At 59.0% G+C, this 24,554-nt stretch carries 25 protein-coding genes; 20 read left to right on the top strand and 5 right to left on the bottom strand.

The window, feature by feature from the left end:
• Window positions 1-3: 3 nt before the first annotated feature.
• The 3 genes from flgA to D1224_RS05430 are packed head-to-tail and all read left to right on the top strand — an operon-like array spanning window position 4 to window position 1,667.
• Window positions 4-408 (top strand): flagellar basal body P-ring formation chaperone FlgA, encoded by a 405-nt coding sequence (gene flgA / locus D1224_RS05440; RefSeq protein WP_119378895.1) that lies wholly within the window; start codon window positions 4-6, stop codon window positions 406-408.
• A complete protein-coding gene (locus D1224_RS05435; RefSeq protein ID WP_233350408.1) occupies window positions 405-1,118 on the top strand; it encodes a flagellar basal body L-ring protein FlgH in 714 nt (237 codons plus the stop codon). The genes flgA and D1224_RS05435 overlap by 4 nt, the downstream gene beginning before the upstream one ends.
• A 12-nt stretch (window positions 1,119-1,130) precedes the next feature.
• Entirely contained in the window at window positions 1,131-1,667 is a 537-nt protein-coding gene (locus tag D1224_RS05430) for a flagellar basal body-associated FliL family protein (RefSeq protein ID WP_119378893.1), read from the top strand.
• Between the two features lie 39 nt (window positions 1,668-1,706).
• On the opposite strand, the gene D1224_RS05425 is transcribed toward D1224_RS05430, so the two are convergent.
• Together D1224_RS05425 and D1224_RS05420 are read right to left on the bottom strand one after the other, a co-directional pair.
• Window positions 1,707-2,408, bottom strand: coding sequence for a flagellar hook assembly protein FlgD (locus tag D1224_RS05425; protein ID WP_119378892.1), 702 nt, complete (start codon window positions 2,406-2,408; stop codon window positions 1,707-1,709).
• A 15-nt stretch (window positions 2,409-2,423) separates the two neighbouring features.
• Complete coding sequence (locus D1224_RS05420; RefSeq protein WP_119378891.1) at window positions 2,424-3,968, bottom strand: flagellar hook-length control protein FliK; 1,545 nt, start codon at window positions 3,966-3,968, stop codon at window positions 2,424-2,426.
• A 136-nt stretch (window positions 3,969-4,104) separates the two neighbouring features.
• Here D1224_RS05420 and D1224_RS05415 point away from each other — a divergent pair, with 136 nt between their 5' ends.
• The 6 genes from D1224_RS05415 to D1224_RS05390 all read left to right on the top strand — a co-directional run bounded on the left by D1224_RS05415 (window position 4,105) and on the right by D1224_RS05390 (window position 8,399).
• Window positions 4,105-4,539, top strand: coding sequence for a hypothetical protein (locus D1224_RS05415; protein WP_119378890.1), 435 nt, complete (start codon window positions 4,105-4,107; stop codon window positions 4,537-4,539).
• Window positions 4,539-4,922 carry a hypothetical protein gene (locus D1224_RS05410; protein WP_119378889.1) on the top strand — a complete coding sequence of 128 codons (384 nt, stop codon included), beginning with the start codon at window positions 4,539-4,541 and terminating at the stop codon, window positions 4,920-4,922. Before D1224_RS05415 ends, D1224_RS05410 begins: the two co-directional genes overlap by 1 nt.
• Before the next feature lie 150 nt (window positions 4,923-5,072).
• The gene (locus D1224_RS05405; RefSeq protein ID WP_119378888.1) at window positions 5,073-6,659 is read left to right on the top strand and encodes a flagellin; all 1,587 of its coding nucleotides are present in this window, start codon (window positions 5,073-5,075) and stop codon (window positions 6,657-6,659) included.
• Between the two features lie 69 nt (window positions 6,660-6,728).
• Window positions 6,729-7,118, top strand: a complete 390-nt coding sequence (locus D1224_RS05400) for a flagellar biosynthesis regulator FlaF (RefSeq protein ID WP_119378887.1) — start codon at window positions 6,729-6,731, stop codon at window positions 7,116-7,118.
• Complete coding sequence (locus D1224_RS05395) at window positions 7,119-7,559, top strand: flagellar biosynthesis repressor FlbT (RefSeq protein WP_119378886.1); 441 nt, start codon at window positions 7,119-7,121, stop codon at window positions 7,557-7,559.
• A gap of 27 nt (window positions 7,560-7,586) precedes the next feature.
• Window positions 7,587-8,399: a DUF1217 domain-containing protein gene (locus D1224_RS05390; protein WP_233350407.1), complete on the top strand. Its 813-nt coding sequence runs from the start codon at window positions 7,587-7,589 to the stop codon at window positions 8,397-8,399.
• On the opposite strand, the gene D1224_RS05385 is transcribed toward D1224_RS05390, so the two are convergent.
• A complete protein-coding gene (locus D1224_RS05385; RefSeq protein WP_119378884.1) occupies window positions 8,396-9,763 on the bottom strand; it encodes a FliI/YscN family ATPase in 1,368 nt (455 codons plus the stop codon). The genes D1224_RS05390 and D1224_RS05385 overlap by 4 nt on opposite strands.
• Before the next feature lie 89 nt (window positions 9,764-9,852).
• On the opposite strand from D1224_RS05385, the gene D1224_RS05380 reads away from it, so the two are divergent.
• The 9 genes from D1224_RS05380 (at window position 9,853) to D1224_RS05340 (ending at window position 16,569) form a co-directional block, all read left to right on the top strand.
• Window positions 9,853-10,200, top strand: a complete 348-nt coding sequence (locus D1224_RS05380) for a flagellar biosynthesis protein FlgB (RefSeq protein ID WP_233350406.1) — start codon at window positions 9,853-9,855, stop codon at window positions 10,198-10,200.
• Window positions 10,201-10,212: 12 nt separating this feature from the next.
• Window positions 10,213-10,587: a flagellar basal body rod C-terminal domain-containing protein gene (locus tag D1224_RS05375; protein WP_119378883.1), complete on the top strand. Its 375-nt coding sequence runs from the start codon at window positions 10,213-10,215 to the stop codon at window positions 10,585-10,587.
• 13 nt (window positions 10,588-10,600) lie between these two features.
• Window positions 10,601-10,894: a flagellar hook-basal body complex protein FliE gene (locus tag D1224_RS05370; protein WP_119378882.1), complete on the top strand. Its 294-nt coding sequence runs from the start codon at window positions 10,601-10,603 to the stop codon at window positions 10,892-10,894.
• 11 nt (window positions 10,895-10,905) lie between these two features.
• Window positions 10,906-11,169: a flagellar biosynthetic protein FliQ gene (locus tag D1224_RS05365; RefSeq protein WP_119378881.1), complete on the top strand. Its 264-nt coding sequence runs from the start codon at window positions 10,906-10,908 to the stop codon at window positions 11,167-11,169.
• Window positions 11,170-11,176: 7 nt separating this feature from the next.
• Entirely contained in the window at window positions 11,177-13,255 is a 2,079-nt protein-coding gene (locus D1224_RS05360; RefSeq protein ID WP_119378880.1) for a flagellar biosynthesis protein FlhA, read from the top strand.
• The gene (locus D1224_RS05355) at window positions 13,255-14,010 is read left to right on the top strand and encodes a flagellar biosynthetic protein FliR (protein WP_119378879.1); all 756 of its coding nucleotides are present in this window, start codon (window positions 13,255-13,257) and stop codon (window positions 14,008-14,010) included. The genes D1224_RS05360 and D1224_RS05355 overlap by 1 nt, the downstream gene beginning before the upstream one ends.
• Before the next feature lie 12 nt (window positions 14,011-14,022).
• Window positions 14,023-15,099, top strand: coding sequence for an EscU/YscU/HrcU family type III secretion system export apparatus switch protein (locus D1224_RS05350; protein ID WP_119378878.1), 1,077 nt, complete (start codon window positions 14,023-14,025; stop codon window positions 15,097-15,099).
• 21 nt (window positions 15,100-15,120) lie between these two features.
• Window positions 15,121-15,459, top strand: a complete 339-nt coding sequence (locus D1224_RS05345) for a hypothetical protein (RefSeq protein ID WP_119378877.1) — start codon at window positions 15,121-15,123, stop codon at window positions 15,457-15,459.
• Window positions 15,460-15,564: 105 nt separating this feature from the next.
• A complete protein-coding gene (locus D1224_RS05340) occupies window positions 15,565-16,569 on the top strand; it encodes a complex I NDUFA9 subunit family protein (protein ID WP_119378876.1) in 1,005 nt (334 codons plus the stop codon).
• 28 nt (window positions 16,570-16,597) lie between these two features.
• Here D1224_RS05340 and D1224_RS05335 read toward each other — a convergent pair whose 3' ends face one another.
• Both D1224_RS05335 and D1224_RS05330 read right to left on the bottom strand, forming a co-directional pair.
• Window positions 16,598-17,194 carry an energy transducer TonB gene (locus tag D1224_RS05335; protein WP_147372333.1) on the bottom strand — a complete coding sequence of 199 codons (597 nt, stop codon included), beginning with the start codon at window positions 17,192-17,194 and terminating at the stop codon, window positions 16,598-16,600.
• A 140-nt stretch (window positions 17,195-17,334) separates the two neighbouring features.
• Entirely contained in the window at window positions 17,335-18,171 is an 837-nt protein-coding gene (locus D1224_RS05330) for an undecaprenyl-diphosphate phosphatase (RefSeq protein ID WP_119378874.1), read from the bottom strand.
• 243 nt (window positions 18,172-18,414) lie between these two features.
• Here D1224_RS05330 and D1224_RS05325 point away from each other — a divergent pair, with 243 nt between their 5' ends.
• Both D1224_RS05325 and gltB read left to right on the top strand, forming a co-directional pair.
• A complete protein-coding gene (locus D1224_RS05325) occupies window positions 18,415-19,869 on the top strand; it encodes an NAD(P)-dependent oxidoreductase (RefSeq protein ID WP_119379902.1) in 1,455 nt (484 codons plus the stop codon).
• A gap of 50 nt (window positions 19,870-19,919) precedes the next feature.
• Window positions 19,920-24,449 (top strand): glutamate synthase large subunit, encoded by a 4,530-nt coding sequence (gltB, locus tag D1224_RS05320; RefSeq protein ID WP_119378873.1) that lies wholly within the window; start codon window positions 19,920-19,922, stop codon window positions 24,447-24,449.
• The last annotated feature ends 105 nt before the right edge of the window (window positions 24,450-24,554 follow it).

Here is a 24,554-nt window from a genome sequence, read left to right as displayed (position 1 = left end):
CCGATGAGTATTGTCGCTACCCTCGCAAGCGGATTCATGCTTGCGCTCACCGCCTCAGGTGCCGTTGTAGCCGAGGATGTTATCCGCTCAGGCGAAGTCATTTCGCCGGGAATGCTGGTCACCGAAGATGGCACGCCTGTTTTCGACAGCCCGCTCATTGGCCGCGAAGTTCGCCGCACGGTTTATGCCGGGCGCGAAGTGTCGATGGAGAACACCCAGTCGCAGCGTCTTGTGAGCCGCAACCAAGTCGTCACCGTGAAATACATTCGCGGCGGCCTCGAAATCTCGACCACCGCCCGCGCGATGGAAGAGGGGGGGCTCAACGATACGGTCTCACTGATCAACACGAACTCCCGAAAGATGGTGTCTGGCGTCGTCCAGTCGGGCGGATGGGTGCTGGCACAATGAAGAACGCATTCCTCTTCTCCCTACTGGCGCTTGGCTGCGTTGCGTGCGCTTCCTCGCCGTCCAGCCAGCAGGCTCTGATGGCAGCGCCTCCTGCGAGCCCACCGCCGGTTCAGTCCATGGCGGCCTTCCCGCAGGCGCCGTTGCACAATGATACGAATTCACTTTGGACGACGTCGGCCAATTCACTGCTCAGCATGCGCCGGGCGAAGTCTGTTGGTGACCTTCTGACCGTGGTCGTTGAGATGGACGATCAGGCGAGCATGCAGAACTCACTGCAAAGCACGCGCGGCACCAATCAGGACTTCAACCTTGATGCGCTGTTTGGTCTTCCAGAATGGGCAAATGGTGTGCTGCCTGGCGGGGCGAACCTTTCGCCGGGTGTCGATTATAGTCGCAATTCCGCCCTAAACGGCAGTGGTGCGATCAATCGTGCCGAGCAGGTCACATTCCGTCTTGCCGCCCGCGTTATCGGGCTCGAGCCGAACGGCAATCTGGTGATTCAGGGCTACCAGCGCACGCGTGTCAGCAATGAAGTACGCGTGCTGACCGTGACGGGCGTGATCCGTTCTCAGGACATCACGCGAATGAATACGGTGACGTATGAGAAGATTGCCGATGCCCAGCTATCCTATGTAAGTTCAGGTCAGGCGACAGAGCCTGTACGCGCGGGCTTTGTCCCCAAACTCCTGGACACCATTGTCCCTTTCTAGAGTCAGCATGACATGAAGCAGATCATTCCCGGCATTATTGCCGCCATTTTTGTTGTCTTGGGCGCAGGCGGCGCCTTGTTCATGAAAGGCGCGTTTTCCGCGGGCGGAAATGCATCGGCCAGTGCCGATGGACATGAGGCAGAGGGGGACAGCCATGGTGAGGCCAAAAGTGGTGGTCATGGCGGCAGCGGTCATGGCGGCAAGTCGAGCGCCGGCATGTCCGGTGACGTGGAGTACTACAAGTTCAGCCGTGAATTTGTCGTGCCAATCACTGAGGGTGAGCGCGTCGACAGCCTTGTCATCATCAATCTCAACCTTGAGATCGACAAGTCCGTGTCAGACCAGGTCTACGGGATGGAGCCGAAGCTGCGCGACAATGTGATGAGTACGCTGATCCGACTGTCGAACGAAGGCAATACGCTCGGCGACCTGACCAATCCGGAGAACTATGAGACGATCCGCTCGATGATCCTGGCAAACCTCCGCGAGGTTCTTCCAACAGGGCTCGAAAACGTGCTCATCCTGGACATGGCAAAGCAGCACATCTAGCGCGCTGCCTTGCTGTCCGGAATTCTGTTACAGAGTTATCTATTCGGTTACGCGGCGAACCTGACCAAGATCGCCCGACAGGCTGGATGAGGTTCCGATGCGTAGTTCACCATTCTCCGTGCCGACATCGGTCACGGTCGTAAGGACCTGAGGCGCAACCGTGCCGAGGAAGGTATCTCCGGCATAAAGATCGATCCCGAACTGGTAGATCTCACCGGAAGCTGCAGCGCCACCATTCGAGAAGCGGCCATCCCAGCTTTTGCTCTCATCATTGATCGTCAGACGGTCATTATAGACAGCCTCGCCGAATGAGTTTGCGATCGTCAGCACGGCTGCCGTTGCTTCGTTTGGTGCGTCGAAGGAGAAATCTACAGGGTCGCCGGAATAGGGGACCCAAGATGACTCGACCGTCACGGACTGTCCCAGCCATTCGCTGGCAAACATGGAATGCAGGTCGCCGATCATACTGGCCATGCTCTTCAGGCTCGTATTCGACTGCACCTGCTGTTCCAGCGTCGAGAAGGAAGCAAGCTGCTCGACAAACTGTGTCGAGTCGAGAGGCGAAAGCGGATCCTGATGGCGCAGCTGCGCGGTCAGAAGTTTCAGGAAGTTGTTGAATTCCTCGCCGACAAACTGCGTGCTCCCGCTTTCATCCTGCTGCGAGCTCGTAGTCTGGTTTGACTGCGGCGATTGCGCTGACTGGGCGATCTGGGTCGCCTGCGCTGCGTTTATAACGCTCATTCCCGAAACTCCTTCCTAGAGTTTGATGTTCAGGCCGCTTGCGCCGATGGTGATGGGGGCACGGCGTGCTTGTAGCAGCGCAGGGGCCGGTATGGTCTCGGCCTCAATATCTGCGACTGCAGTGTAATCGATGAATTCGGATGCCTGCTGGTTCTGCGATCCGTTCGCTGATCCCTCGCTGAAGGTCATGTCGCGTGCAGAGAGGCCATGCTGTTCCAGTGACTGGACGAGATCGAAATGTAGCAGGCGAAGCTGCTTCATGGCTTCCGGTGTGTCTGCTCTGACAGCGACTTGCTGGAGGCCCTGGGCATCGAACTTGAACTCGATCGACACGCGGCCGAGCTCTGGTGGGTCCAGCTGCACCATGATGCGATCTGGCTTGTCGCCGCCTGCAAGTTTGCTGCTGACGATGTCCACGATTTCCTGAGGGGCCGCGACGATTGTTGCTTGCGCTGGCGTCATCATGGCACCGAAGCCAGTGGCACCTGCAGCGGGCGCTTGGGCCGCGACGGGTGCGGACGCTGGAGCGCCTGCTGCTAGTGACAGAGTGGGGGCCTGCTGCCCGCTATCGCTTGGTGCCGTTGCCTGCGCGCTGACTTCCAGTCCGCCGCTCAGAAAGGCACTGCTCTCGGCGACACTGTCCGACGCAGGCGGGGCAGGAGTGATTGCAGGCTGCGTACCAGCGCGATCGATTTGCGGTGTGGCTTCAGGATCGATACCTGCCGCCGAGACTGTCGCTGGCGACGCGGTTGCAGGTACGTCTTTCAAGCGGCCGGTGCCGCGTTCGGTCATCTGTGCGCCAGGGTTAAGTGAGGCGAGCACTAGATCGGGACGTCCTGGCGCTTCGCCGCCTCTGATCTCAGCGCGCGCATCGGTCATGGCATCTGAGGTCGCAACCTTGCCAGCCTTGAATTCGGCGACTTTCGCGACATCGACTTCAGATGTCTCCGTGCGTTGGGCTGCTGCATCGCTGGCCGTGCCGCGAACACGTCCATCAGAGGCAGTCTCGGTGCTGGTGATTTCTGTCTCGGCGATGGGGCGAGGTGCGTCCGCAGGAACAGCACCTGCCTGAACGGCTCTGCCTTCAGACTTAACCTCGGCGACTGAATCGGTGCTCGCAATTTCAACATTCGCAGCAGTCTTAGTCTTGGCCGCGACATCATCCACTTTGACATCACCTGATGGTTGCACCGGCTTGTCTGAGAACGAGGGGGCTGGCTCCGATTCGGCTTCGTTGGCGGGCGCAGCTGCGGCGGCGGCTGGTGCAGGTGCGAGTGCAGCAGGATCAGACGCCGCGCGATCCGGTTCCAAATCTGCTTTTGCAATCTCGGTTGCTGTGTCTTCTTCGGCCGCGCGTGGTTGCGAAGAAAAGGCCAGAACAGCTGCATTGCCTGCGCCGTCCGCATGTTCACCGTCGTCTTCCGACGAAGCCTGGTCGCTGCGACCTTCAGTTTCAAGAACTTCGGCAAAAGCTGTGCCGCGGCCTGATTGAGCAGGCTCACTGCGGGCTCGCGCCGGTTCGGCCAGAAGCGGGCCCAATGGTCCAATGGCTGCGGGCATTCAGTGTCCTTGGTTAACTCTGATTAGCGCTCTCTTAACCAAATCTGCCCCACCACAAGTAAAAGCGGATTTAACGCTGGCAGAAAAATCGACGCCGCCCGCCGCCCCGGGTGCGCTGAATGAAGGGAGGCCGAAGATGATCCCTCTGAAAGTACTGACGCCGAATGCCGATCAGCTTGCGCCAGCAAGACGTAAAGCGGCCACGCCTCCGCCATTGCCATCAGCTCGCACGGCTGAACCAGCTGCGCCCTCGCGCGCGCAATCTACATATAGCCCGCCCGTGGAACCTGTTCGCGCGCCGGCCGCACAATCGGCAGCGGCGACTGCTTCATCCGAGAATAATTCTGATGTGAATGTTCGCTTTGAGCAGATGCTCTGGGCCGAAATGCTCCGGCATACAGGGCTTGAAGAAGCTTTCTCCAGCGTTGGCGGCGAAGGCGCGGCTGCATTCACCCAATTCGCTGTCGAAGCGATCGCACGTGATCTCGCCGAGAAACATCCGCTGGGCCTGAATGCCGTGGACCGGGCGGTAGAGGCCTATGAGATGTCCAGAACTGTTGGAGACACCTGATGACTATGCAGGCCGACCCAGACGCCATCTTGAGCAACCTTCTGGAGCTCCTCGAGGCAGAGCATGAAGCCCTGAAGGCGGGGCAAGCCGGCAAGGCCGGCGGTTTGCTGCAGCCAAAGATGGAAGCTATGCAGGCCTTTGACGCGCTCGTCGAAGACCCCGCGCGGCTGCGCGGTGTGGCAGATGTAAAAGTCCGTATGGAGCGTATCGTTCGCCTCGCAACGGAAAATGCAAATCTGTTCTCGGCCGTACGTAACGGTGTTGGCCAGGCTGTCACGCGCGTGAGCAATTCTACGGCTCAGTCCTATGTCGGCGCCTACACGGCTGCCGGGGAAAAAACAGCATTTTCCAAAGCAACTGGCGGCTACGCAAAAAAAGCCTGAGCCAGTTAACCGATTGTCCATGAGTGTCCCCTAATCAGGTCTCATAACCAAGATTGGTTCAGGGCAAATACCTGCTGTCAGGATGACATGAGTTGGAACTTCGAGGTCGGGTCTCACCGGCTCGATCTGGAACTTAAAAGGGGATAACTGATGTCCAGTATTCTTACGAACAATAGCTCGATGGTTGCGCTTGAAACCCTGCGCAACATCAACCGCAATCTTGAATCCGTCCAGAACGAAATCTCGACGGGTAAGAAAGTTGCGTCTGCCAAGGACAACGCTTCCGTCTGGGCCATCTCGACTGTCATGTCGACCGACGCTGCAAGCTTCGAGCAAATCTCTTCCTCGCTGAACAAAGGCTCTGCAACCGTTGGTGTTGCCCGCGCTTCTTCCGAGCAGATCACCAGCCTGCTTCAGGACATGAAAAACCTGATCGTTGACGCCCAGCAGGACCTCAACGACAGCGACCGCGAGAAAATCCAGAAAGACGTTGCGGCGATCCGTTCGACGATCACGAATATCGTCAACGGCGCGCAGATGAACGGTCAGAACTTGCTCAAGGGCACCGATGACCTGAAAGTTCTCGCTTCGCTCGACCGCGATGGCACGGGCGCAGTCGCACCTGCCTTCATCAACGTATCACGCGTTGACCTTCAGGCGACGGCAGCTGTTCCTGAGGCCGACAAGGAAGCGACAGACGCGGGCTACGTGTCTACCGCGTCGACGACTGGTTCAAGCGACGTTGCTAAAGATTCAGGCGATCCAGGCACGATCGCGATTACGGGCCTCACGGGTACCAACATCGGCGATGGCGACACCGCTACGTTGACCTTGAAGGCTGGTGTCATCAATGAAGGCGACGTCTTCACGTTCGAACTGGGCGGCGAAACGATTACGGCGACCGCTGATGCTGACGACACGCTCGCAGACATTGCTGAGAAGTTGACTGACGACATCGGTACGAAGACAATCACCAACCTTGGTGCCGTTGGGTTCACAGCTGGAACTGATCCGGAGTCTGATGACACGACCATCACGATCGCTGCATCGGGCGGTACGGTTGCGCTTGATCCGGCAGACGTTGAAACGACGTTTGAGCAGGCCATCATTGAAGACGGAAACGATGTTGTCGTCACCTTCAAGGGCGGTGCAATCTCCGCGGGTGACACCTTCACCGTCAATGTGGGCGACACTGACTTCAGCTACACAGCCCAGGCTGATGAGACCATCAACGATGTTCTCAGCGAGCTTGCCGGTGACATCGAAGATGCGGGTATCACCAACCTGACCGTCGATAGCACGGCTGCGACCGATCCGCTCACAGGTGACGCGACGCTGACCCTTACGGCAGGCGGCGGAGATGTGAACATTTCCACCTCCGCTCTGGGCGCAACCAATGTGGCCGTTGCAGCTGGCGGTCTTGGCGCTCTCGCTGACGTCGACGTTTCGACTTCGACCGGCGCAACCGAAGCTCTGACCTCGATCGAGACCCTTCTCAACAAGGCGATCACGGCAGCGACCACGTTTGGTTCGGCCCAGAAGCAGATCGAAGGCCAGACAGAGTTCGTTCAGAATCTGGTCGACTCGATGAAGTCAGGTATCGGCGCCATGGTCGATGCAGATATCGAAGCAGCATCTGCAAAACTGCAGGCTCTGCAGGTTCAGCAACAGCTTGGTGTCCAGGCGCTTTCGATCGCGAACAGCGCACCGCAGACCCTGCTGTCCCTGTTCCGTTAAGGACAATGAATTGAGGCCGGGCGTCCCTTGGGGCGCCCGGTTTCACCCAGTAATTACGAGTGAGGGCACATGCATAATTTGGCGCACAAGGCATACAGCACTGTCACGAGCCGGACGGCTTCTGACAAGCAGATCGAACTTGCCCTGTTCAGCGAAATTACGAACGCTCTCAAGGATGTGGCGGCGCAGGATGTGCCGCTTCCTGCCGTTTGGGCAGATGCGATCGATCGCAACCTCCAACTCTGGCATATTCTTTCCGTGGATCTGGTCAGCCCTGAGAACGGGCTGGACGACAGCCTCCGTACCAATCTTCTGACGCTGGCCGAAATGGTGCGCCGTGTCAGCTATCAGGTACTCGCAGGCGACACCGATATTTCCGACCTCGTCGAGATCAACGAAACGATAATGAAGGGGCTTTCTGGCGAAGTTGGCCCCAGCCAGATGGAGACCACGACCTAAATGTCCGGACTGATACTGAAGCTCGCCGCTGGCGAGAAAGTCGTCATCAACGGCGCCCTGCTGGAAAACGGCGACAAACCTTCGAGCCTGAGAATTGCGGACGCCAATGCGCGCGTCCTGCGCTGCCGCGATGCGCTGCGCCCTGACGAGGTGAATACCCCCGTCAAACAGGTTTACTACGCAATCCAGCTGCTGATCACAGGCGACCTCGAAGAGGACCGCGTCCTGCCAGCGCTTTTTCGTGAAATCGACAGCCTTGAGGATGTCTTCCGCGGCATCGACTCGCAGGCCATCCCACAGCTTCGCCAGATGCTGCGCCGGGGCAATCACTATTCCGCGCTTTGCCACATGCGCAATCTCGTCGAGCTGGAAGCTGAGCTTTTCCGCCATGCTCACTTGAAGAATGCGATGACCGAGCATCAACAGGCGAAGGTCGCCTGATACGCGATGGTGCAGCCAGCGATCCCCATGTCGGGCCTGGCCGGCTGGAGCTTCCTCCAGTCTACCTATAACCGTCAGCTCGAGACGTTTTCCGACAGCGCGAGCGTCAAGAACGACCGCGCCTATATGAGCGAAAAGCTGTCCAAGCCGGTGTCGCTGGACGATTTCATGTCGGACCGGCGGCTTCTGCGGGTCACCATGACGGCGTTCGATCTCGGCGGCGAGGAATGGAAAGGCGGTTTCATTCGCAAGGTTCTGGAAGAAGCTGCCACCCCGGACAGCACCTTTCTCGAGCGCCTCAACAATCCCGCCTATACCAAGTTTGCCGAAACCTTTGCCTTCGAAGACGGCACGCTGTCGCTTGATGCCGACAAGATCGAGCAGCTGGGCGAGAATTTCGAGACAGCGGCTTTCCGAATTGCCGTCGGCGATGTTGATGAAAACATGCGTCTCAGCCTGAACTATCAGCAGAAGATCGTCGATATAGCCGGTACCGGTTCGTCAAATGACGCGATTGCCTATCGCATTCTCGGCAATCCGCCCGTCAAGGCGGTACTGGAAACAGCGCTCAACCTGCCTTCGGATATCTCAAAGCAGCCGATTGAAAAGCAGGCCGAAATCCTGCGCGACAAGCTGAGCTCATCATTCGGTATTTCAGACCTGTCGCAGCTCACCGACCCGGACAATGTGAACACAGTTATCCGCCGGTTCCATGTCATGGAAACGGTGAACAACGGACCATCTGCGATGACCCCTGGCTACACCGCCCTGACACTCCTCGGGGGCGGGCAGGGCTTTGGCGCAATCGCCAGCCAGAACCTGTTCTTGAGCCTGCTCTAGCGTGGCTTTTTAGGCTGCGGGGGCGCTACATCCTGCGCCGCCTCTTTCATGAGGCCAGCACTTAGCAATTCGGCCAGCCGCACATAGGCGGCCTGGGTATCGCCCTCATGGCGCTCTGACACGAAGCCATCGAGTGACGCGAACAGGTCGATGGCGCGGTCTCCCGCCATGTCCTTGCCGCGTTCATACAGGTTCGCACGGACCATTGGCGCCAGCTCTTCATAGAGGGCCAGGTTCCGGCGGTACTCGGCAAGCAGCATGTTCTCTTCCGGTGAGGCCGCGCGCGGCAGGGCCCGGGACACTGATTTCAGGACATCGATCGCTGGATAGCGCCCACGCTCGGCAATATCCCTCGACAGCACGATGTGGCCATCGAGAATACCGCGGATCATGTCAGCGACAGGTTCTTCCATGTCGGACCCGGCGACGAGGACGGAGAAGATCGCCGTGATGTCGCCTTTGCCCTCAGGGCCTGGACCGGCGCGTTCAGCGAGTTCAGCGATCGTCCGAACTGTAGAGGGCGGAAAAGCATGAAGTGCGGGCGCTTCGCCCCCGACCAACGCAACTTCGCGGTGCGCTTCGGCAAAGCGGGTAATCGAATCGAAGAGCAGCAGCGTGTGATGTCCCTGATCGCGGAAGTGCTCAGCCGCGGCCATGGCACAATAGGCAGCCCGCTTCTTGGCGCCCGGCGGCTCACTCGCGGTCGCGGTCACGATGACAGACTTGGCGCGCGCTTCTGCGGGAAGCGTGACCTTCGCAAACTCGTTCAGCTCACGTGAGCGTTCCCCGATCAGGGCGATGACGATGCGGTCAGCCTGAACGCCATTCGCGAGCGCGCCCAGCAAGGTTGATTTCCCGACGCCGGAGCCTGCGAACAGGCCGAGCCGCTGACCCTGGCAGAGCGGGATGGCTGTATCCGTAATCATCAGCCCGGTATTCAGCCGTGGTCCCAGCGCCTTTCGCACATGGCTCGGCGGCGCCTTGGAGACCAGCTTCTTACGCATCAGGCTGCTCGGCAGGGTTTCGGGTGAGCCGTTTTCGGTGTCGACGATCTCACCGCGGTAATTCACGATCCGTCCGATCCAGTGGTCGCCGGGAGAGACGGAAGCTTCCCGGTCGATATAGGCCCTGTCGCCGATTCGGACCTCATCCGATTCGTCGAAGAGAAGAGCAGTCACACGCTCTTCGGTGATGTTCAGGATCTCACCGCGTACGGCAACGCCGCCTTGGGTCTGGATCTCGACCTCATTACCAAGCCCTGCATGGGCGCTGACGCCTGTAATGCCGACATTACCGGGGCTGACATCGCTGACGCGGCCCCAGATGCGGACGAGTTCGTGTGTCTGTGCGCGTGCCTGCTGCATTACGTAAACAGAATCTCGCTTTTCGTTAACCTTTTATTCAACGTAGCCGGGCACCCTTTGCAAAGAGTTAACCACGATGGGCCTGTGCCATGTTCTCGAATATGGATGTCTTCAAGATGTACAGCGAAATGGCGCGCCACGCCGCCGACGCGCAGACTCATGCTTCCAAGAATATCGCGCATGCCGACGATCCTGGCTATCGCGCGACCCAGCTGGAGTCTTTCGAGGACTTTCTTTCGCGCACCGCGCTCAGCTCCAGCCAGTCTACCGCGTTCAAGGTACAGGATGCCGGCACGCCGACGTCGCCGAACGGCAACTCGGTGAGCATCGAGCATGAACTTTACAAATCGGCCGAAGCAATGGACCAGCATCAGATGGCGCTCACGGTTTACACCAAGTCGCTCGACCTTCTGAGAGCGGCGCTTGGCAGACGATAGGGGGCAGGTTGAATGAATTCGATCAAGGCAACAATGCTGCAGGCCATGCAGGGGATGCGCGTCCAGTCTGAGCGTATCGACCTGACCTCGCAGAACATCTCCAACGCCGACACGCCGGGCTATCAGCGCAAGACGCTGATCGTTGACAAGAACGGCGACGCGTTCCGCAACCTGCGGATCCAGCTCGACGAAACGGAGGGGGAGCGAAGCTATGAGCCAGCTCACCCGATGGCTGACCCGGAAGGCTACGTCACGCTGTCTAACGTGCAGGTCGTCACTGAAATGGCGGATATGCGCGAAGCAAACCGGTCCTACGAGGCCAATCTCAACTCTTTCCAGCAGGCACGTACAATGTACAAGACCCTGCTCGAAGTTCTCAAACGCTAGGGGGTCATGAACGATGTCAGGTATTGGTTTTTCGGCTTATGCCGCCCTCAACAATGTCAAAGCTGCCGACGCAGCCGGTCAGGCAGCCAAGCCACAGGGCTCTGGCGCCGTCTCTGAGGGATTTGCTAACTTCAAGCAGACGATGGAAGCGGCTGAACAGACCGCGATGCAAACCGCCGTATCGGGCGCTGACCCGCATGCCATGGTCGAGGCCCTCGCCAATGCTGAACTCGCACTCGATGCGGCCGTAACGATCCGTGACAAGGTCGTCGAGGCGTACCAGGAACTCCTGCGGATGCCGGTCTAGGGCGGCCATAGATGACTGAGCTTGCGATCTTTGAAATCCTGCGTGGAGCTTTCTGGACGGCAGCCCTGATGGCGTTACCGATCCTTGCGGTGACGCTGGTCCTCGGTTTCGCGATCGGCCTCCTGCAGGCCCTGACGTCGATCCAGGAAATGACGCTGACTTTCGTGCCGAAGATCATGGCCGTGGTCGTCGTCTTCTTCCTGACGCTTGGCTATATGACGCAGCTTTGTCTCGACTTCTTCAACAATTCCGTCCTGCCCATAATAGCAGGGTAGGCGAGCCATGCCCGCCGCGAGCCTTCTGAACCTGGCAAAACCGACGACGCTGCTGGCAGTCGGGCTCATGCTGATCATCCTGGTGATGGTCCTGCCGGTGCCTGCATGGGTCATGGATATTGGCCTGACGCTTTCGTTCGCGTTCGCCATCTTGATCTTCACGACATCAATCTTCATCGAAAAGCCGCTGGATTTTTCATCCTTCCCGAGCGTGCTTCTGGCGTCGCTCGTCCTGCGCCTTGCGCTCAACGTCTCCTCGACCAAGCTGATCATTTCCGAAGGCCATACCGGCACGGGCGCGGCTGGCAATGTCATCGAAGGCTTCGCCATGTTCATCATGGGCGGAAATCTCTTCGTTGGTCTCGTCGTCTTCGGTGTCCTCATCATCGTGAACTTCATGGTGATCACAAAGGGCGCGGGCCGTATGGCAGAGGTCGGCGCGCGTTTCGCGCTTGATGCCATGCCGGGCAAGCAGCTCGCCATCGATAGCGACCTCGCCGTCGGTGCCATCAGCCATGAAGAAGCGAAGACCCGCCGCCAGAAAGAACAGGAAGAAGCTTCTTTCCTCGGCTCCCTCGATGGTGTGTCCAAGTTCGTGAAGGGCGATGCGGTCGCGGGCCTCCTGATCACGGCGCTGAACCTGCTTGCGGGCATTGGCTTTGGCATTGCTGTGCATGGCCTCAGCATTACCGAGGCGCTTAACAATTATTCGATCCTGACGGTGGGTGACGGCCTGGTCTCGCAGATCCCCGCTGTCATCATTTCGGTGTCGGCAGCGCTGCTCCTTTCCAAGGGCAAGGATGAAGGCGCCATCGACGTTGCGCTGCTCGCACAGCTCGGCGCGAACGCCTCAGTACTTTACATCGTCGCCGGTCTTCTCGGCGTCTTCGCCCTCATGCCCGGTCTTCCCTTTCTGCCTTTCATGACGGCGGCGGCCCTGTTCGGCACGGCTGCCTACTTCATCCGCGAACATGAGAAGCGAAAGGAAGCCGAAGAAGCGAAAGAGAGCGCCTATGATGCGCCAGAGCCCGCCGTAATTGGCGACAGCATCCACTCTGACGAAATCCACCTTGAAGTCGCTCCAGACCTCGTCGCGCTCGTTCTTCAGGGCGCAGACGGGTTCGAGAACCGTGTCGACAAGATCCGCCGCTATATCGCCGAAGAGTATGGCTTCGTGCTGCCGTCCATCCGGATGACGGACAATCCGACACTGGCAAAGAATTCCTACCGCGTCCGCATTCAGGGCGTGAAGGTCGATGGCGGCACGCTTCGTCCTGGCAACATACTCGCGCTAATGGAAGACAAGCAGCTCCCTCACTTGCAGGGCGAGCGCGTGAAAGAGCCGGTCTACCAAGCTTCCGCGCGCTGGCTGCCATCTGGCAAGAATGCGGAGCTCGCCGCCGCAGGCGTCCCTGCCATCGAAGCGACCGAAGTGCTCGCGACGCACATGCTGGAAATCATCCAGAATAATTTCTCGCTCATCTTCTCGCGTCTCGTGATGATGGACACGCTGGATGCGCTGACCCGGCTCAGCGACGCAGAGCGCGCGGCTGCCAACAAGCGTTTCCTCGACGAGTACATTCCCGGCAAGGTCACACCGGAGCTGCTTCTCTCCGTGCTTCGTCTGTTGCTGGAAGAGCGTGTCTCGATCCGCAACATGTTCCTCATCATCGAGACGGTCGGCGAAGCGAAAGCCCGCACGTCCAGCCCGCCGCAACTTGCGGAACTCGTACGTCAGCGCCTCGGCTTCCAGATTGTCGACCGGCTCCAGGACGGCGATGGCCGTCTGCCATTGCTCCAGCTCGGCCCCAATTGGGAAGAACAGTTCTCGGCACACGAGATTACCAAGGAAGACGGCGCATCCGACATCGCCCTGCCGCCGGATATCTTTGGCGACCTGACCACCTCGATCCAGAAGAAGCTCAACGAGTACGCCCAGAAAGGCGTGACGCCGTCCATCGCGACCACCTCGCGCCGCCGCCGCTTCATTCACACGGTCCTGTCGAGCAAAGGCATCCGCAACTCTGTCCTCGCCTATGAGGAGATCGGGTCGAGGAGCAAACCCTACATCGTCGGCGTCGTCTGATGCCCGATACGTTGCTCGCATCTGGACAGGCCGTCTACTGGATTGGCGCTGTCATGCTGATCATGGCGCGGGTAGGGTTCATCATCTATTTCATGCCCGGCATCGGTGAGCAGGCCGTCCCGGTGCGCGTGCGGGCGATGATTATCCTGGTCTTCGCCATCTCTCTGGCCGCCAGCGGCGTGATCGATCTGCCGGTTCTTTCAGGGCTTGGAGAGTTTTTTCGCTACCTCGCCCTCGAGGCGACAATCGGGCTCTTCTTCGGCCTGCTGCTTCGACTGGCGATCTGGATGCTGTCCATAACGGGTACCATCATCGCGCAGGTCATTGGCCTTGCTCAGATGTTGGGTATCGCGCTGGAGACTGAAGCCCAGACAATCACGGCGAATGCGCTCGCCATGGCGGGGGCGGCGCTGCTGCTCAGCATGGATTATCATGTCAGTGTTTTTGCCAGGGTCGTGACGCTCTACGGCGATATTCCGGCGGGCGCTCTCGGTCTGGTCGATCCGATGTTCTTCGTCATGCGTGGCTTCGAGGCGTTCGGCATTGCCATCATGCTGGCTTGGCCCTTCGTCGCGGTGAACCTGCTCTACAACATCTGTCTTGGCTTCATAAACAAGGCGCTTCCATCGCTCATGGTGGCCTTTGTCGGCGCGCCATTCATGATTGGCGCGGGCATTATGCTGCTCGCTTTTTCGATCACCACAATGCTGTTGGTATGGGGCGATCGCGCGCCGTCCATCATTGGCTGGCTATAGGGGGACTGCCGGATGGCTGAAGACCAGAATAGCGGTGGCGGCGAGAAGGAATTCGAGGCCACAGAGCAGAAGAAACGCCAGGCCCGCAAGGACGGTAATGTCGCTCAGTCGAAAGAAGCGACCAGCTTCGCGCTGATGCTGGGCATGGTCCTCGCTGCGGCCCTGTTCGGCACCGTTCTTGGACGCGGAATCTTCAACGATTTCTCGGCAATGTTCTATCATGCTGACAGCTATGCGCATGATATTTTCGCCGGCTCCGGCGCACAGTCGCGTCGCTGGCTGACCAGCGTCCTGATGCAGTGCCTGCCCCTGTTCGGCATTCTGGTTGTTCTGGTTCTCGCGACCGTTGTCATTCAGGGCGCCGTGGCGTTCTCAACCAAGTCCATCAAGCCGGACATGAAAAAGCTCAACCCGGTCGAAAACCTAAAGAAGAAGTACGGCCCTAAGGGGCTGATCGATTTTGGCAAGGATACCGCCAAGATGCTGTTCGCGGGGCTTCTGGCCTCGCTCTTTCTCTATCACTTCGTGGAAAACTATTACGCCAGTAGCGCGGTCCAGCTGTCTCAGTTCTTCGAGTTCACCTTCAGCCAGGTGACGATGATCATCATCATTTTCTGCGTTTTCCAGTTTGCGCTGGGCGGCGTCGACTTCTTCATCCAGCGCCAGCTTCACGCCAACAAGCTCAAGATGACGCGGCAGGAGATGAAGGATGAGATGAAGCGTAGCGAAGGCGATCCCCACCTCAAGCAGCAGCGTCGGGAGAAGGGGCAGAAAATCTCCAAGGGTCAGATGCTGCAGAACGTGAAGGATGCCACCGTCGTCATGGTCAACCCGGAGCACTATGCCGTCGCGCTGAAGTGGGAGCCTGACAGTGACAAGGCGCCAATCGTTGTTGCAAAGGGCGTTGACCATATGGCCGCCCGCATCCGCGAAGTCGCGCACGCCCACGATGTGCCGATCTATCGCGACCCGCCAGCGACGCGCTCCATCTATCGCCTCGTTGAGATAGACGAAGAAATCCACACCGAGCACTTCGCTGCTGTGGCCGCGGCCATCAGCTTCGTCGATCGCCTGCGTCAGCATCTCTAGGGAAGGGGCGCTTTGAAGCCGATGAAGAAGAAAACGGCGGCAGCCCTGAAGAAGCTGGTCGGGCTCAAGCGCCAACGAGCCGAGCAGGACATGGCCGCCGCGCAGATGGCGCTGGAGCGGGCGCAAACCGATCTCACTGCCATGCGGGCAGCCTTGCAGGCGCCGACCGAAGTGATGGATTTTGCATCGATCAGCCTGGCTGAACGTAATGGCAGCTCTCGCCGGCTCGTCGAACAGTTGCGGAAACAGGAGGCGCTCGTCGCAGAACGCCGTACCTCACTCGCCGAAGCTACGGATCGTCTGCGCCTGGCCTTCGGCTCCCAGCAGGTACTGGAAAAATCGCTGCGCCAGGGTAGCTAGTCTCGGTGCATGTGGTTTGCCTTTCGTCGCATGGACAATCATGTCGTTGCATGGTGAAAGGCGCAGATTGATTCAAGCAGGCTGCGGAATAGAGGTTCAGCGCTCATGTCGACAGGTCTTGTTACTCTTTTTGGCGGTTCCGGTTTTATCGGCCACTACGCGGCCCGCGCCCTTGTCGAGGCAGGCTACCGTGTCCGCATCGCCGTGCGCCGTCCGCACCTTGCTGGCGATGTTCGTCTTGCGGGCCCTCCGGGCTGGATCGATATCGCTCAGGCTAACGTCCGCAACCGTCTTTCCGTCGAGCGCGCCATAGAAGGGGCTGACGCTGTCGTAAACCTCGTTGGCATCCTTTATGAAAAAGGTCAGCAGAGCTTTGAGTCCGCCCAGCTTGGCGGTGCGCAGACCGTGGCTGAATGCGCAGCCGCCGCAGGCATCAAGCGCTTCGTCCAGATGTCCGCGATTGGTGCCAATGAGAATTCAGAGTCTGACTATGCCCGCACCAAGGCGCTGGCCGAACAGGCCGTGCGTAACGCGATCCCTAAGGCGGTGATCCTGCGCCCGTCCATCGTGTTCGGGCCGGAAGATGATTTCTTCAACAAGTTCGCCGGTATGGCAGCCCATCCTGTTTCAAACGTTGCGCCGTTCCTGCCGGCCATCGGCGGTGGCAAGACGAAGCTCCAGCCGGTCTATGCGGGCGATGTCGCCGAAGCCATCGCGGCTGCCGTGAGCCGCGATGATGTTCAGGGCAAGACCTATGAACTCGGCGGCCCGAGCATCTACACCTTCAATGAGCTTTACGACTTCATCGGCGAGACGATCGACCGCAAGCGCTATGCGCTGCCGCTGCCATACTTCGTCGCCAAGCCGATGGGGCTGACCTTCGGCGCAATCTGGAAGATCCCGTTCCTGCCTCTCCACACAGTTCTCGGCCCGCCGCCGATCACGGGCGACCAGGTCGATATGCTGAAGACCGACAATGTCGTCGCTGAAAATGCGCTGACATTAAAAGACCTTGGCGTGAACGAGATTGAAAGCATCGAAGCGATCGTGCCGACCTATCTGTGGCGTTACCGTGCCTATGGCGAATTCCACCAGAAGGGCGAAGCGTAAGCCGCTTCGCCCATATTTGAGCCCAAGCCTAATTCGGTGCTTCCGGGCCTGATATTTCTTCGATTCCTGGCTCTATGCGATACTCGATCGGATAGACGATGCCTGTCATTCGTACAGGCTCACCGTCGACAACTCTCGGTTCGAAGCGAAGCGACTGAATCGCCTTGCGTGTGACTTCTACGAAGCCGGGATGTGTGCAATCCACCTCAATACCGGTTTCGACAAACCCTTCTTTTGAAACATTGAAAGTCGACTTGCATTTGGCGCTTACACCCTGCTGACTAAGCTCGATCGGATATGACGGTGTTGGTGGAGCAATTGGCTGAACGTCAGTGTCAGCGACGCTCGGAAGGGCGAGGCTGAAAAAGCCGACAATTGCCGTCGCGGCTGCTGCGAGACCGCCTGTGGTTTTCAGTGGATTGCGGATGAGGGTCATGGAGATATCCTTTGCGATACGTTTGGCTTTCATCTGCCGCGAGCGTCGCAGATAGGCGTCAATGAAAGTGCGCACCGCATGGCTTGCCGTTATTCCCTCTGCCTCGCAGGCGGCCTTGAAGGCTTCCTTCTTGGAATGAGGTAGACGGACTTCCAGTGTCTCTGATTTCTTTTCGCGTTGCTGCTTCATCGAACTCGGCCTGACTGTGTCTAGCGGCCGCTCCATGCTTCAAGGCTACAGGCCTGATAGAAACCACAAAGCCGTCCCGGCACCAGAGTTTTCGTGTCCGGACACGCATTTGGCAGTGATCAAGAGCGAGATTTTGCCGATCAGAGCCCGATGAGCGGGATCGCCGCGAGAACGGCGATGCCGAGCAGCATGCGGTAGATCACGAAGGGCAGGAAGCTCATCCGATTGAGGAGCGCCATGAGCGTCCAGATGGACGCAAACGCCGTCGCGAAGCTGAGACCCGCCACGATCATGCCATCAGAGAGCGGCACCGTGACTTCGCCCGCATCGGCGGTGGCGAGCTTCAGGCAGGCATAGCTTCCCGCTATCAACAGGACTGGCGCACCACATAGCATACCAAAGCGAGCCGCCTCCGTCCGCGATAGGCCGAGGGCGCGCGCCGCTGTCATCGTGACGCCTGAACGGCTGACGCCCGGGATCATGGCCAGCGCCTGCGCAAGGCCGATCAGCACGCCGTCGCGAAGTGACATGTCGGCTTCGGTGCGGTGGCGAGGACCTTTCACGTCGGCCCACCAGAGGAGCAGGCCAAAGACAATCGTCGTGCCCGCAATAACATAGGCGCTACGAAGCATGTCGAGACCGGGGACGAATTCATGCGCAAGCCCGGCCAGGAGTGCCGGTGGTGTTGCCACGAGGATGAGCAGGGCAAGCTTGCCGCCATCCGTCAGGCGTCCGTGTTCCCGGCCAATACCGACAAGTTCGAAGCTGCCTTTGACGACGCGGCCAGTGTCTCTCCAGAAAAAAGCGAACAGCGCGAATAACGTGCCGAGGTGGGCCATGGCGTTCACCATCAGCTCGTCTTCGCCCGAGACGCCGAAGATGTTTGCGGTCAGCAGAACGTGTGCAGACGATGAGATCGGAAGCCATTCCGATATGCCCTGCACGATAGAAATGATAACAAGCTGGAGAAGCGACATAGTTCTAGTCCCGGCAGTCCAATAACGCTCAGACCTATGTCATGCTTTTTTCGCAAACGCACCTCCGCATGAAACATATCAACTCGATATGCATTGAATTTGCCATTTCCAAATTTCGGCGCTATATTGATGATCAAATCAAATAAAATATATCGCGTTGATATGCGATAGGTGAATCTGCCTTGTAAAGCTGCTGAAAAGCACCGATAGGGCACAAACTTGCACGAAAAGAGGATGGGCACCATGGCCAGTCGGATGCTGAAATTCACGTCGATCAACCCGACCATGCCGGAAAAACGCGCGGCTGAAGCACGCCGCAGCGATTTCCAGGAGATCTATGGTGATTACGCCCAGACCGTTGCTGAAGATCAGGCGGCGCGCTGCTCGCAGTGCGGCGTGCCATTCTGCCAGCAGGGCTGCCCACTTTCCAACGACATTCCTGACTGGCTGAAGCTTGCTGCCGAGGATCGTATGGAGGAAGCTTATCAGGTCTCCTCTGCTACCAACAACATGCCCGAAATCTGCGGACGCATCTGCCCTCAGGACCGCCTCTGCGAAGGTATCTGCACCGTTGAGCAGTCCGGCCACGGCACGGTCACCATTGGCGCGATGGAACGTTACATCACCGACAATGCGTGGGAGCAGGGCTATGTGACCCCGATCAAGCCTCCGCGCGAGCGTGAACAATCTGCCGGTATCATCGGGGCAGGGCCTGGTGGCCTCGCGGCTGCTGAACAGCTTCGCCGCAAGGGCTACCAGGTCACCGTCTATGACCGTTATGACCGCGGCGGCGGCCTGCTCGTCTATGGCATTCCGGGCTTCAAGCTTGAGAAGCACATTGTAGAGCGGCGCATCAAACGGCTTGAGGAAAGCGGCGTACGCTTTGAGTTCAACGCTTCCATCGGCGAGACCCACAAGCTGTCAGACCTTCGCGACGAACATGACACGCTTCTGATCGCGACGGGTGTCTACAAGGCGCGCGACCTGATGGTGCCCGGAGCAGGTTGCGAAGGCGTCCACAAGGCGCTCGACTTCCTGACCACGTCAAACCGTAAGGGCCTCGGCGATGACGTGCCTGAATTCGAGAATGGCACGCTCGACGCGAAAGGCCGCAAGGTTGTCGTCATTGGCGGCGGCGACACGGCTATGGACTGTGTGCGCACAGCCATTCGTCAGGGCGCGACATCTGTTTCCTGTCTCTATCGCCGTGACCGCGCCAATATGCCGGGCTCGCAGCGCGAGGTCGCCAATGCCGAGGAAGAGGGCGTCGTCTTTGAATGGCTCGCGTCTCCTGAAGCGCTGATCGACGACGAAGGCGGAAAGCTGCAAGCCGTGCGCGCCGCGCGTATGAAGCTCGGCGCACCGGACCCGTCCGGCCGCCAGTCCCCGGAAAAGACCGGTGGGACTTTCGACATCGAAGCCGACATGGTCATCAAGGCGCTTGGCTTTGACCCTGAAGACCTGCCGCACCTGTTCAATGAGCCTGCGCTGACCGTGAACCGCTGGGGCGCCATCAAGGTTGATTTCGCCACGCTTGAAACGAGCCTGCCGGGTGTGTTCGCTGCCGGCGATATCGTTCGCGGGGCCTCGCTCGTCGTCTGGGCTATCAAGGATGGGCGCGACGCAGCCGAGAGCATGCACAAGCGCATGAAACAGATGGCCCGCACCGCATCCGCTGCCCCCGTCGCCGCTGAATAGACCGGCCTGACCGACAGCGCTCCAAGACAAACCCTTCCAGGGATACCGACATGACCGACACGATCGAAAAATACCTCAAAGAACGCCAGAAGCTTATCGAGGCGCATGCCTATGATGAAGAGTTCGAGAAAGATGCCTGCGGCGTCGGTCTCGTCGCCTCTCTCGACGGCAAGCCAAAGCGCGAGATCGTCGAGATGGGCATCAAGGCGCTCAAGAATGTCTGGCACCGCGGCGCCGTCGATGCAGATGGTAAGACCGGTGACGGCGCTGGCATCCGTATCGAGGTCCCACAGGACTTCTTCCGCGAGCAGGCAGAGCGCACCGGTCATCATCCGACCGATGACCCGATCTGCGTTGGTCAGATATTCCTGCCGCGAACCGATCTTGGTAATCAGGAAGCAGCACGCGCCATCGTGGAAACCGAAATCCTGCATTTCGGCTTTTATATCTATGGCTGGCGCCAGCCTCCGGTGGACATCTCGGTCATAGGCCAGAAGGCAGCCGACACCCGCCCTGAAATCGAGCAGGTCATGTTCCGTGACAGCCGCGGCCGCACCTCCGATGAGTTGGAGCGCGCACTTTATCTCTGCCGCCGCCGGATTGAGCGTAAGGCACGCGAAGCCGGTATTCCAAGCTTCTACATCTGCTCGCTCAGCCACAAGTCTCTGATCTATAAAGGCATGTTTCTCGCTCAGGACATCGACAATTTCTTCCTCGACTTGAAGGATGAGCGTTTCGTTTCGCCAATCGCCATCTATCACCAGCGCTATTCGACCAACACTTTCCCACGCTGGGAACTGGCGCAGCCATTCCGGATGCTTGCCCATAATGGTGAGATCAACACGCTGCGCGGCAACCTTAACTGGATGAAGAGTCACGAGATCAAGATGGTTTCTGGCGCTTTCGGTGACGATGTCGAGGATGTTAAGCCCGTCGTGCCGAAGGGCTCGTCTGATTCCGGCGCGCTCGATTCAGTGTTTGAAATTCTCTGCAAGGCAGGCCGGACGGCGCCCATGACCAAGGCGCTTCTCATTCCGGAGGCCTGGTCAAAGCGTGCATCGATCATTCCTGATGAGCACGCTGCGCTCTACGCCTATTGTAACTCGGTGATGGAGCCATGGGACGGGCCTGCCGCTGTCTGTGCCTATGATGGCCGCTGGGCTGTCGCTGGTCTCGACCGTAACGGCCTTCGCCCGCTCCGCTATGCGCTGACATCTGATGGCATACTCGCGGTTGGCTCCGAGACGGGCATGTGTCCGCTCTCCGGCCATGATGTCGTTCGCCGCGGCCATGTGCGCGCTGGCGGCATGATCGCTGCCAATCTCGAAGAAGGCCGTTTCTACGAGCATGATGAGATCGTCGGCCAGCTCGCTGCCGAGCACCCGTATTCGGACTGGCTGAAAAGCGTGAAGGAACTCGAAGTCGATATCATGAACGGCGAGGAACCGCGCCTCTTCGACAAGGAAGCATTGCTTCGCCGGCAGATGGTGGCAGGTTTCACGCTGGAGTCTTCTGAACTCATCCTCGCCCCCATGGCAGAGGATGGCAAGGAAGCCATTGGTTCGATGGGCGACGACACGCCTGTGGCGGTCCTCTCACAGGAATGCCGCCCACTGTCACATTTCTTTCGCCAGAGTTTCAGCCAGGTGACCAACCCACCGGTCGATCCGCTGCGCGAAGACCGCGTCATGTCGCTGAAGACAAGGTTCAAGAACCTCGGCAACATCCTCACAACCGACGAGACCCAACAGAACGTCTTCGTTCTGGAAAGTCCGTTCCTGTCGACGGGCATGTATGACAGGCTCATGAGCATCCTCGACGACGGCGTGGAGCATATCGACTGCACTTTCGCGTTCTCCGACGTGAAACACGACGGCCGTGCCCTGAAAGACGCCCTGTCGCGCATTCAGCGCGAAGCCGAAGAGGCCGTGCGTGCGGGGCGTGAGCACATTGTCCTCTCCGACGAGAACCAGAACCCGGAGAATGTCGCAATCCCGATGATCCTCGCCACGGGTGCGGTTCACAGCCACCTTGTCAGCCAGGGCCTTCGTACATTCTGCTCGATCACCGTGCGGTCTGCTGAATGTCTCGACACGCATTATTTTGCGGTTCTGGTCGGCGTCGGCGCAACCTGCGTCAACGCCTATCTCGCTCAGGAAGCCATTGCTGACCGCCACGCGCGTGGTCTGCTCGGCGATGAGCCGCTCAGATATTACGTTCAGAACTACAAGAAGGCGATCGAGGCAGGTCTTTTGAAGATCATGTCCAAGATGGGCATCTCGGTGATCTCGTCTTACCGTGGTGGTTACAACTTTGAGGCGCTTGGCCTATCACGCGCCCTCGTGGCGGATTACTTCCCGGGCATGACCAGCCGTATCTCGGGTATCGGTCTGGCTGGGCTTGAGGATAACGCTGTCGAGCGCCACGAGCTGGCTTTTGACGAAGACGTCATCTCGCTTCCGGTCGGTGGTTTCTATCGCCTCCGCGCATCGGGAGAGCCCCATGCCCTTGATGGCAATCTCATTCACATGCTGCAGGCCGCCTGCGACCGAGGCGACTATGCGCTCTATGAGCGCTATGTGGATGCCCTGAGCGGCCGCGCACCGATCCAGCTGCGTGACCTGATCGACTTCAAGACACTCAGTCAGACCTCGATCCCGCTGGAGCAGGTCCAGTCCGTCAACGAGATCCGCAAGCGGTTCGTGACCCCTGGGATGTCGCTCGGCGCTCTTTCACCAGAGGCACACGGCACACTCAATGTCGCCATGAACCGGATCGGTGCAAAGTCCGTGTCCGGTGAAGGCGGTGAAATCCGCGAGCGCTACCGTCCGCTGCCAAATGGCGACAATATGAACTCGGCCGTCAAACAGGTCGCTTCTGGCCGCTTTGGTGTGACCGCAGAATACCTCAATGAGTGCCGCGAAATCGAGATCAAGATCGCGCAGGGTGCAAAGCCCGGCGAGGGCGGTCAGCTGCCTGGCTTCAAGGTCACAGAGCTGATCGCAAAGAACCGCCATGCCACACCGGGTGTGACGCTCATCTCGCCGCCGCCGCATCACGATATCTATTCGATCGAAGACCTTGCCCAGCTCATCTATGACCTGAAGCAGATCAATCCTGAATGCCGCGTTTGCGTGAAACTCGTGGCGCAATCCGGTGTCGGCACGGTTGCCGCAGGTGTTGCGAAAGCCAAGGCTGATGTGATCCTGATCGCGGGCGGTGTTGGCGGGACGGGGGCAAGCCCGCAGACCTCGATCAAATATGCCGGCCTGCCTTGGGAAATGGGCCTGGCAGAAGCCCATCAGGTGCTCTCGCTCAACAATCTGCGCGACAAGGTAACTTTGCGGACTGATGGCGGCCTCCGGACAGGCCGCGACATTGTTATTGCGGCGATGCTGGGTGCCGAAGAATACGGTATCGGCACAGCATCGCTCGTGGCCATGGGCTGTATCATGGTGCGCCAGTGCCATTCCAATACCTGCCCGGTCGGCGTCTGCGTCCAGGATGAAGCGCTTCGCAAGAAGTTCACGGGCACGGCCGAAAAGGTCGTGAACCTGATGTCTTTCCTCGCCGAAGATGTTCGCCACATCCTTGCAAGCCTTGGGCTCTCCTCGCTTGATGAGGCTGTGGGGCGCACCGATCTTCTGGCGCAGGTCAGCCGAGGTGCCTCACACCTTGATGACCTCGACCTCAACCCACTCCTGGTGAAAGTCGAGACAAACAAGCCGGTTGTCTACCGCCCGAACTATCGCACTGAAGTCGTCGAAACGCTCGATGCGCAAATCCTTCGCGACGGAGAGCCCTTCTTCACCCGCGGCGAGAAGATGCAGCTCGAATATGACGTGCAGAACGTGCAGCGTTCTATCGGCGCGCGCAGTTCGTCGGCCATTGTCCGCAAGTTTGGTGAGCGTGCCCTGCCCGAAGGGCGCCTGCGTATCCGTCTGACGGGGAGTGCGGGCCAGTCGCTCGGTGCCTTCTCGGTTCAAGGCCTCCTGCTCGATGTCTATGGCGACGCCAATGACTATGTCGGCAAGGGGCTTTCAGGCGCGACCATACAGCTTCGCCCACGCCGCGATGCCCAGCTCGAAGCCTCCGAAAACACCATTATTGGTAATACTTGCCTCTATGGGGCTACCAATGGGCGCCTCTTTGCGGCTGGCCAGGCAGGCGTTCGCTTCGCTGTCCGTAACTCCGGTGCAGAGGCGGTTGTCGAAGGCTGCGGCGCCAATGGCTGTGAGTATATGACGGGCGGCCGCGTTGCGATCCTCGGACCTGTTGGTGACAATTTTGGCGCCGGCATGACAGGCGGCATGGCCTGGATATGGGATCCGAAAAACATCTTCGCCCGTGTCGCCAATCCGGACTCCATCGACTGGTATCCGCTTGCAGACATGTCGGAAGAGCATATCGGGCGCTATCAGACGCTGCTGGAGATGCATGCCGAACGGACTGGTTCAAAGCGTGCGAAGGAGCTGCTTGAGAACTGGGACAAGACACTTGAGCAGACCCACTTCATCGTTCCGAAGGAGGTTGCTGACCGCATTCTCGGCAGTAAGCAGCCAAAGCTTCAGGCGGTCTAGTGAGCCCGATTGCAGTGAATCAGGTGCGCGCGCAGGGCAGGTCTTGCGCAGCGTGCGCACCGCGCCCACCTGTCCCGCAATGCCAGACAGAGAAACCAGTTGATC

It is taken from the genome of Henriciella barbarensis (genome assembly GCF_003576345.1).
Lineage (GTDB): Bacteria > Pseudomonadota > Alphaproteobacteria > Caulobacterales > Hyphomonadaceae > Henriciella > Henriciella barbarensis.
This window is presented reverse-complemented; position numbering and strand designations above follow the sequence as displayed.

Excerpts from the sequence above, each read along its gene's own strand:
- D1224_RS05330 (WP_119378874.1), bottom strand. The coding sequence starts at position 18,171 with ATGTCGCTTCTCCAGCTTGTTATCATTTCTATCGTGCAGGGCATATCG.
- D1224_RS05410 (WP_119378889.1), top strand. The coding sequence starts at position 4,539 with ATGACTATGCAGGCCGACCCAGACGCCATCTTGAGCAACCTTCTGGAG.
- D1224_RS05325 (WP_119379902.1), top strand. The coding sequence starts at position 18,415 with ATGGCCAGTCGGATGCTGAAATTCACGTCGATCAACCCGACCATGCCG.
- D1224_RS05340 (WP_119378876.1), top strand. The coding sequence starts at position 15,565 with ATGTCGACAGGTCTTGTTACTCTTTTTGGCGGTTCCGGTTTTATCGGC.
- D1224_RS05370 (WP_119378882.1), top strand. The coding sequence starts at position 10,601 with ATGTCAGGTATTGGTTTTTCGGCTTATGCCGCCCTCAACAATGTCAAA.
- D1224_RS05390 (WP_233350407.1), top strand. The coding sequence starts at position 7,587 with ATGTCGGGCCTGGCCGGCTGGAGCTTCCTCCAGTCTACCTATAACCGT.
- D1224_RS05395 (WP_119378886.1), top strand. The coding sequence starts at position 7,119 with ATGTCCGGACTGATACTGAAGCTCGCCGCTGGCGAGAAAGTCGTCATC.
- D1224_RS05425 (WP_119378892.1), bottom strand. The coding sequence starts at position 2,408 with ATGAGCGTTATAAACGCAGCGCAGGCGACCCAGATCGCCCAGTCAGCG.
- D1224_RS05435 (WP_233350408.1), top strand. The coding sequence starts at position 405 with ATGAAGAACGCATTCCTCTTCTCCCTACTGGCGCTTGGCTGCGTTGCG.
- gltB (WP_119378873.1), top strand. The coding sequence starts at position 19,920 with ATGACCGACACGATCGAAAAATACCTCAAAGAACGCCAGAAGCTTATC.
- D1224_RS05375 (WP_119378883.1), top strand. The coding sequence starts at position 10,213 with ATGAATTCGATCAAGGCAACAATGCTGCAGGCCATGCAGGGGATGCGC.
- D1224_RS05400 (WP_119378887.1), top strand. The coding sequence starts at position 6,729 with ATGCATAATTTGGCGCACAAGGCATACAGCACTGTCACGAGCCGGACG.
- D1224_RS05355 (WP_119378879.1), top strand. The coding sequence starts at position 13,255 with ATGCCCGATACGTTGCTCGCATCTGGACAGGCCGTCTACTGGATTGGC.
- D1224_RS05430 (WP_119378893.1), top strand. The coding sequence starts at position 1,131 with ATGAAGCAGATCATTCCCGGCATTATTGCCGCCATTTTTGTTGTCTTG.
- D1224_RS05360 (WP_119378880.1), top strand. The coding sequence starts at position 11,177 with ATGCCCGCCGCGAGCCTTCTGAACCTGGCAAAACCGACGACGCTGCTG.
- D1224_RS05345 (WP_119378877.1), top strand. The coding sequence starts at position 15,121 with ATGAAGAAGAAAACGGCGGCAGCCCTGAAGAAGCTGGTCGGGCTCAAG.
- flgA (WP_119378895.1), top strand. The coding sequence starts at position 4 with ATGAGTATTGTCGCTACCCTCGCAAGCGGATTCATGCTTGCGCTCACC.
- D1224_RS05415 (WP_119378890.1), top strand. The coding sequence starts at position 4,105 with ATGATCCCTCTGAAAGTACTGACGCCGAATGCCGATCAGCTTGCGCCA.
- D1224_RS05420 (WP_119378891.1), bottom strand. The coding sequence starts at position 3,968 with ATGCCCGCAGCCATTGGACCATTGGGCCCGCTTCTGGCCGAACCGGCG.
- D1224_RS05365 (WP_119378881.1), top strand. The coding sequence starts at position 10,906 with ATGACTGAGCTTGCGATCTTTGAAATCCTGCGTGGAGCTTTCTGGACG.
- D1224_RS05335 (WP_147372333.1), bottom strand. The coding sequence starts at position 17,194 with ATGAAGCAGCAACGCGAAAAGAAATCAGAGACACTGGAAGTCCGTCTA.
- D1224_RS05350 (WP_119378878.1), top strand. The coding sequence starts at position 14,023 with ATGGCTGAAGACCAGAATAGCGGTGGCGGCGAGAAGGAATTCGAGGCC.
- D1224_RS05385 (WP_119378884.1), bottom strand. The coding sequence starts at position 9,763 with ATGCAGCAGGCACGCGCACAGACACACGAACTCGTCCGCATCTGGGGC.
- D1224_RS05405 (WP_119378888.1), top strand. The coding sequence starts at position 5,073 with ATGTCCAGTATTCTTACGAACAATAGCTCGATGGTTGCGCTTGAAACC.
- D1224_RS05380 (WP_233350406.1), top strand. The coding sequence starts at position 9,853 with ATGTTCTCGAATATGGATGTCTTCAAGATGTACAGCGAAATGGCGCGC.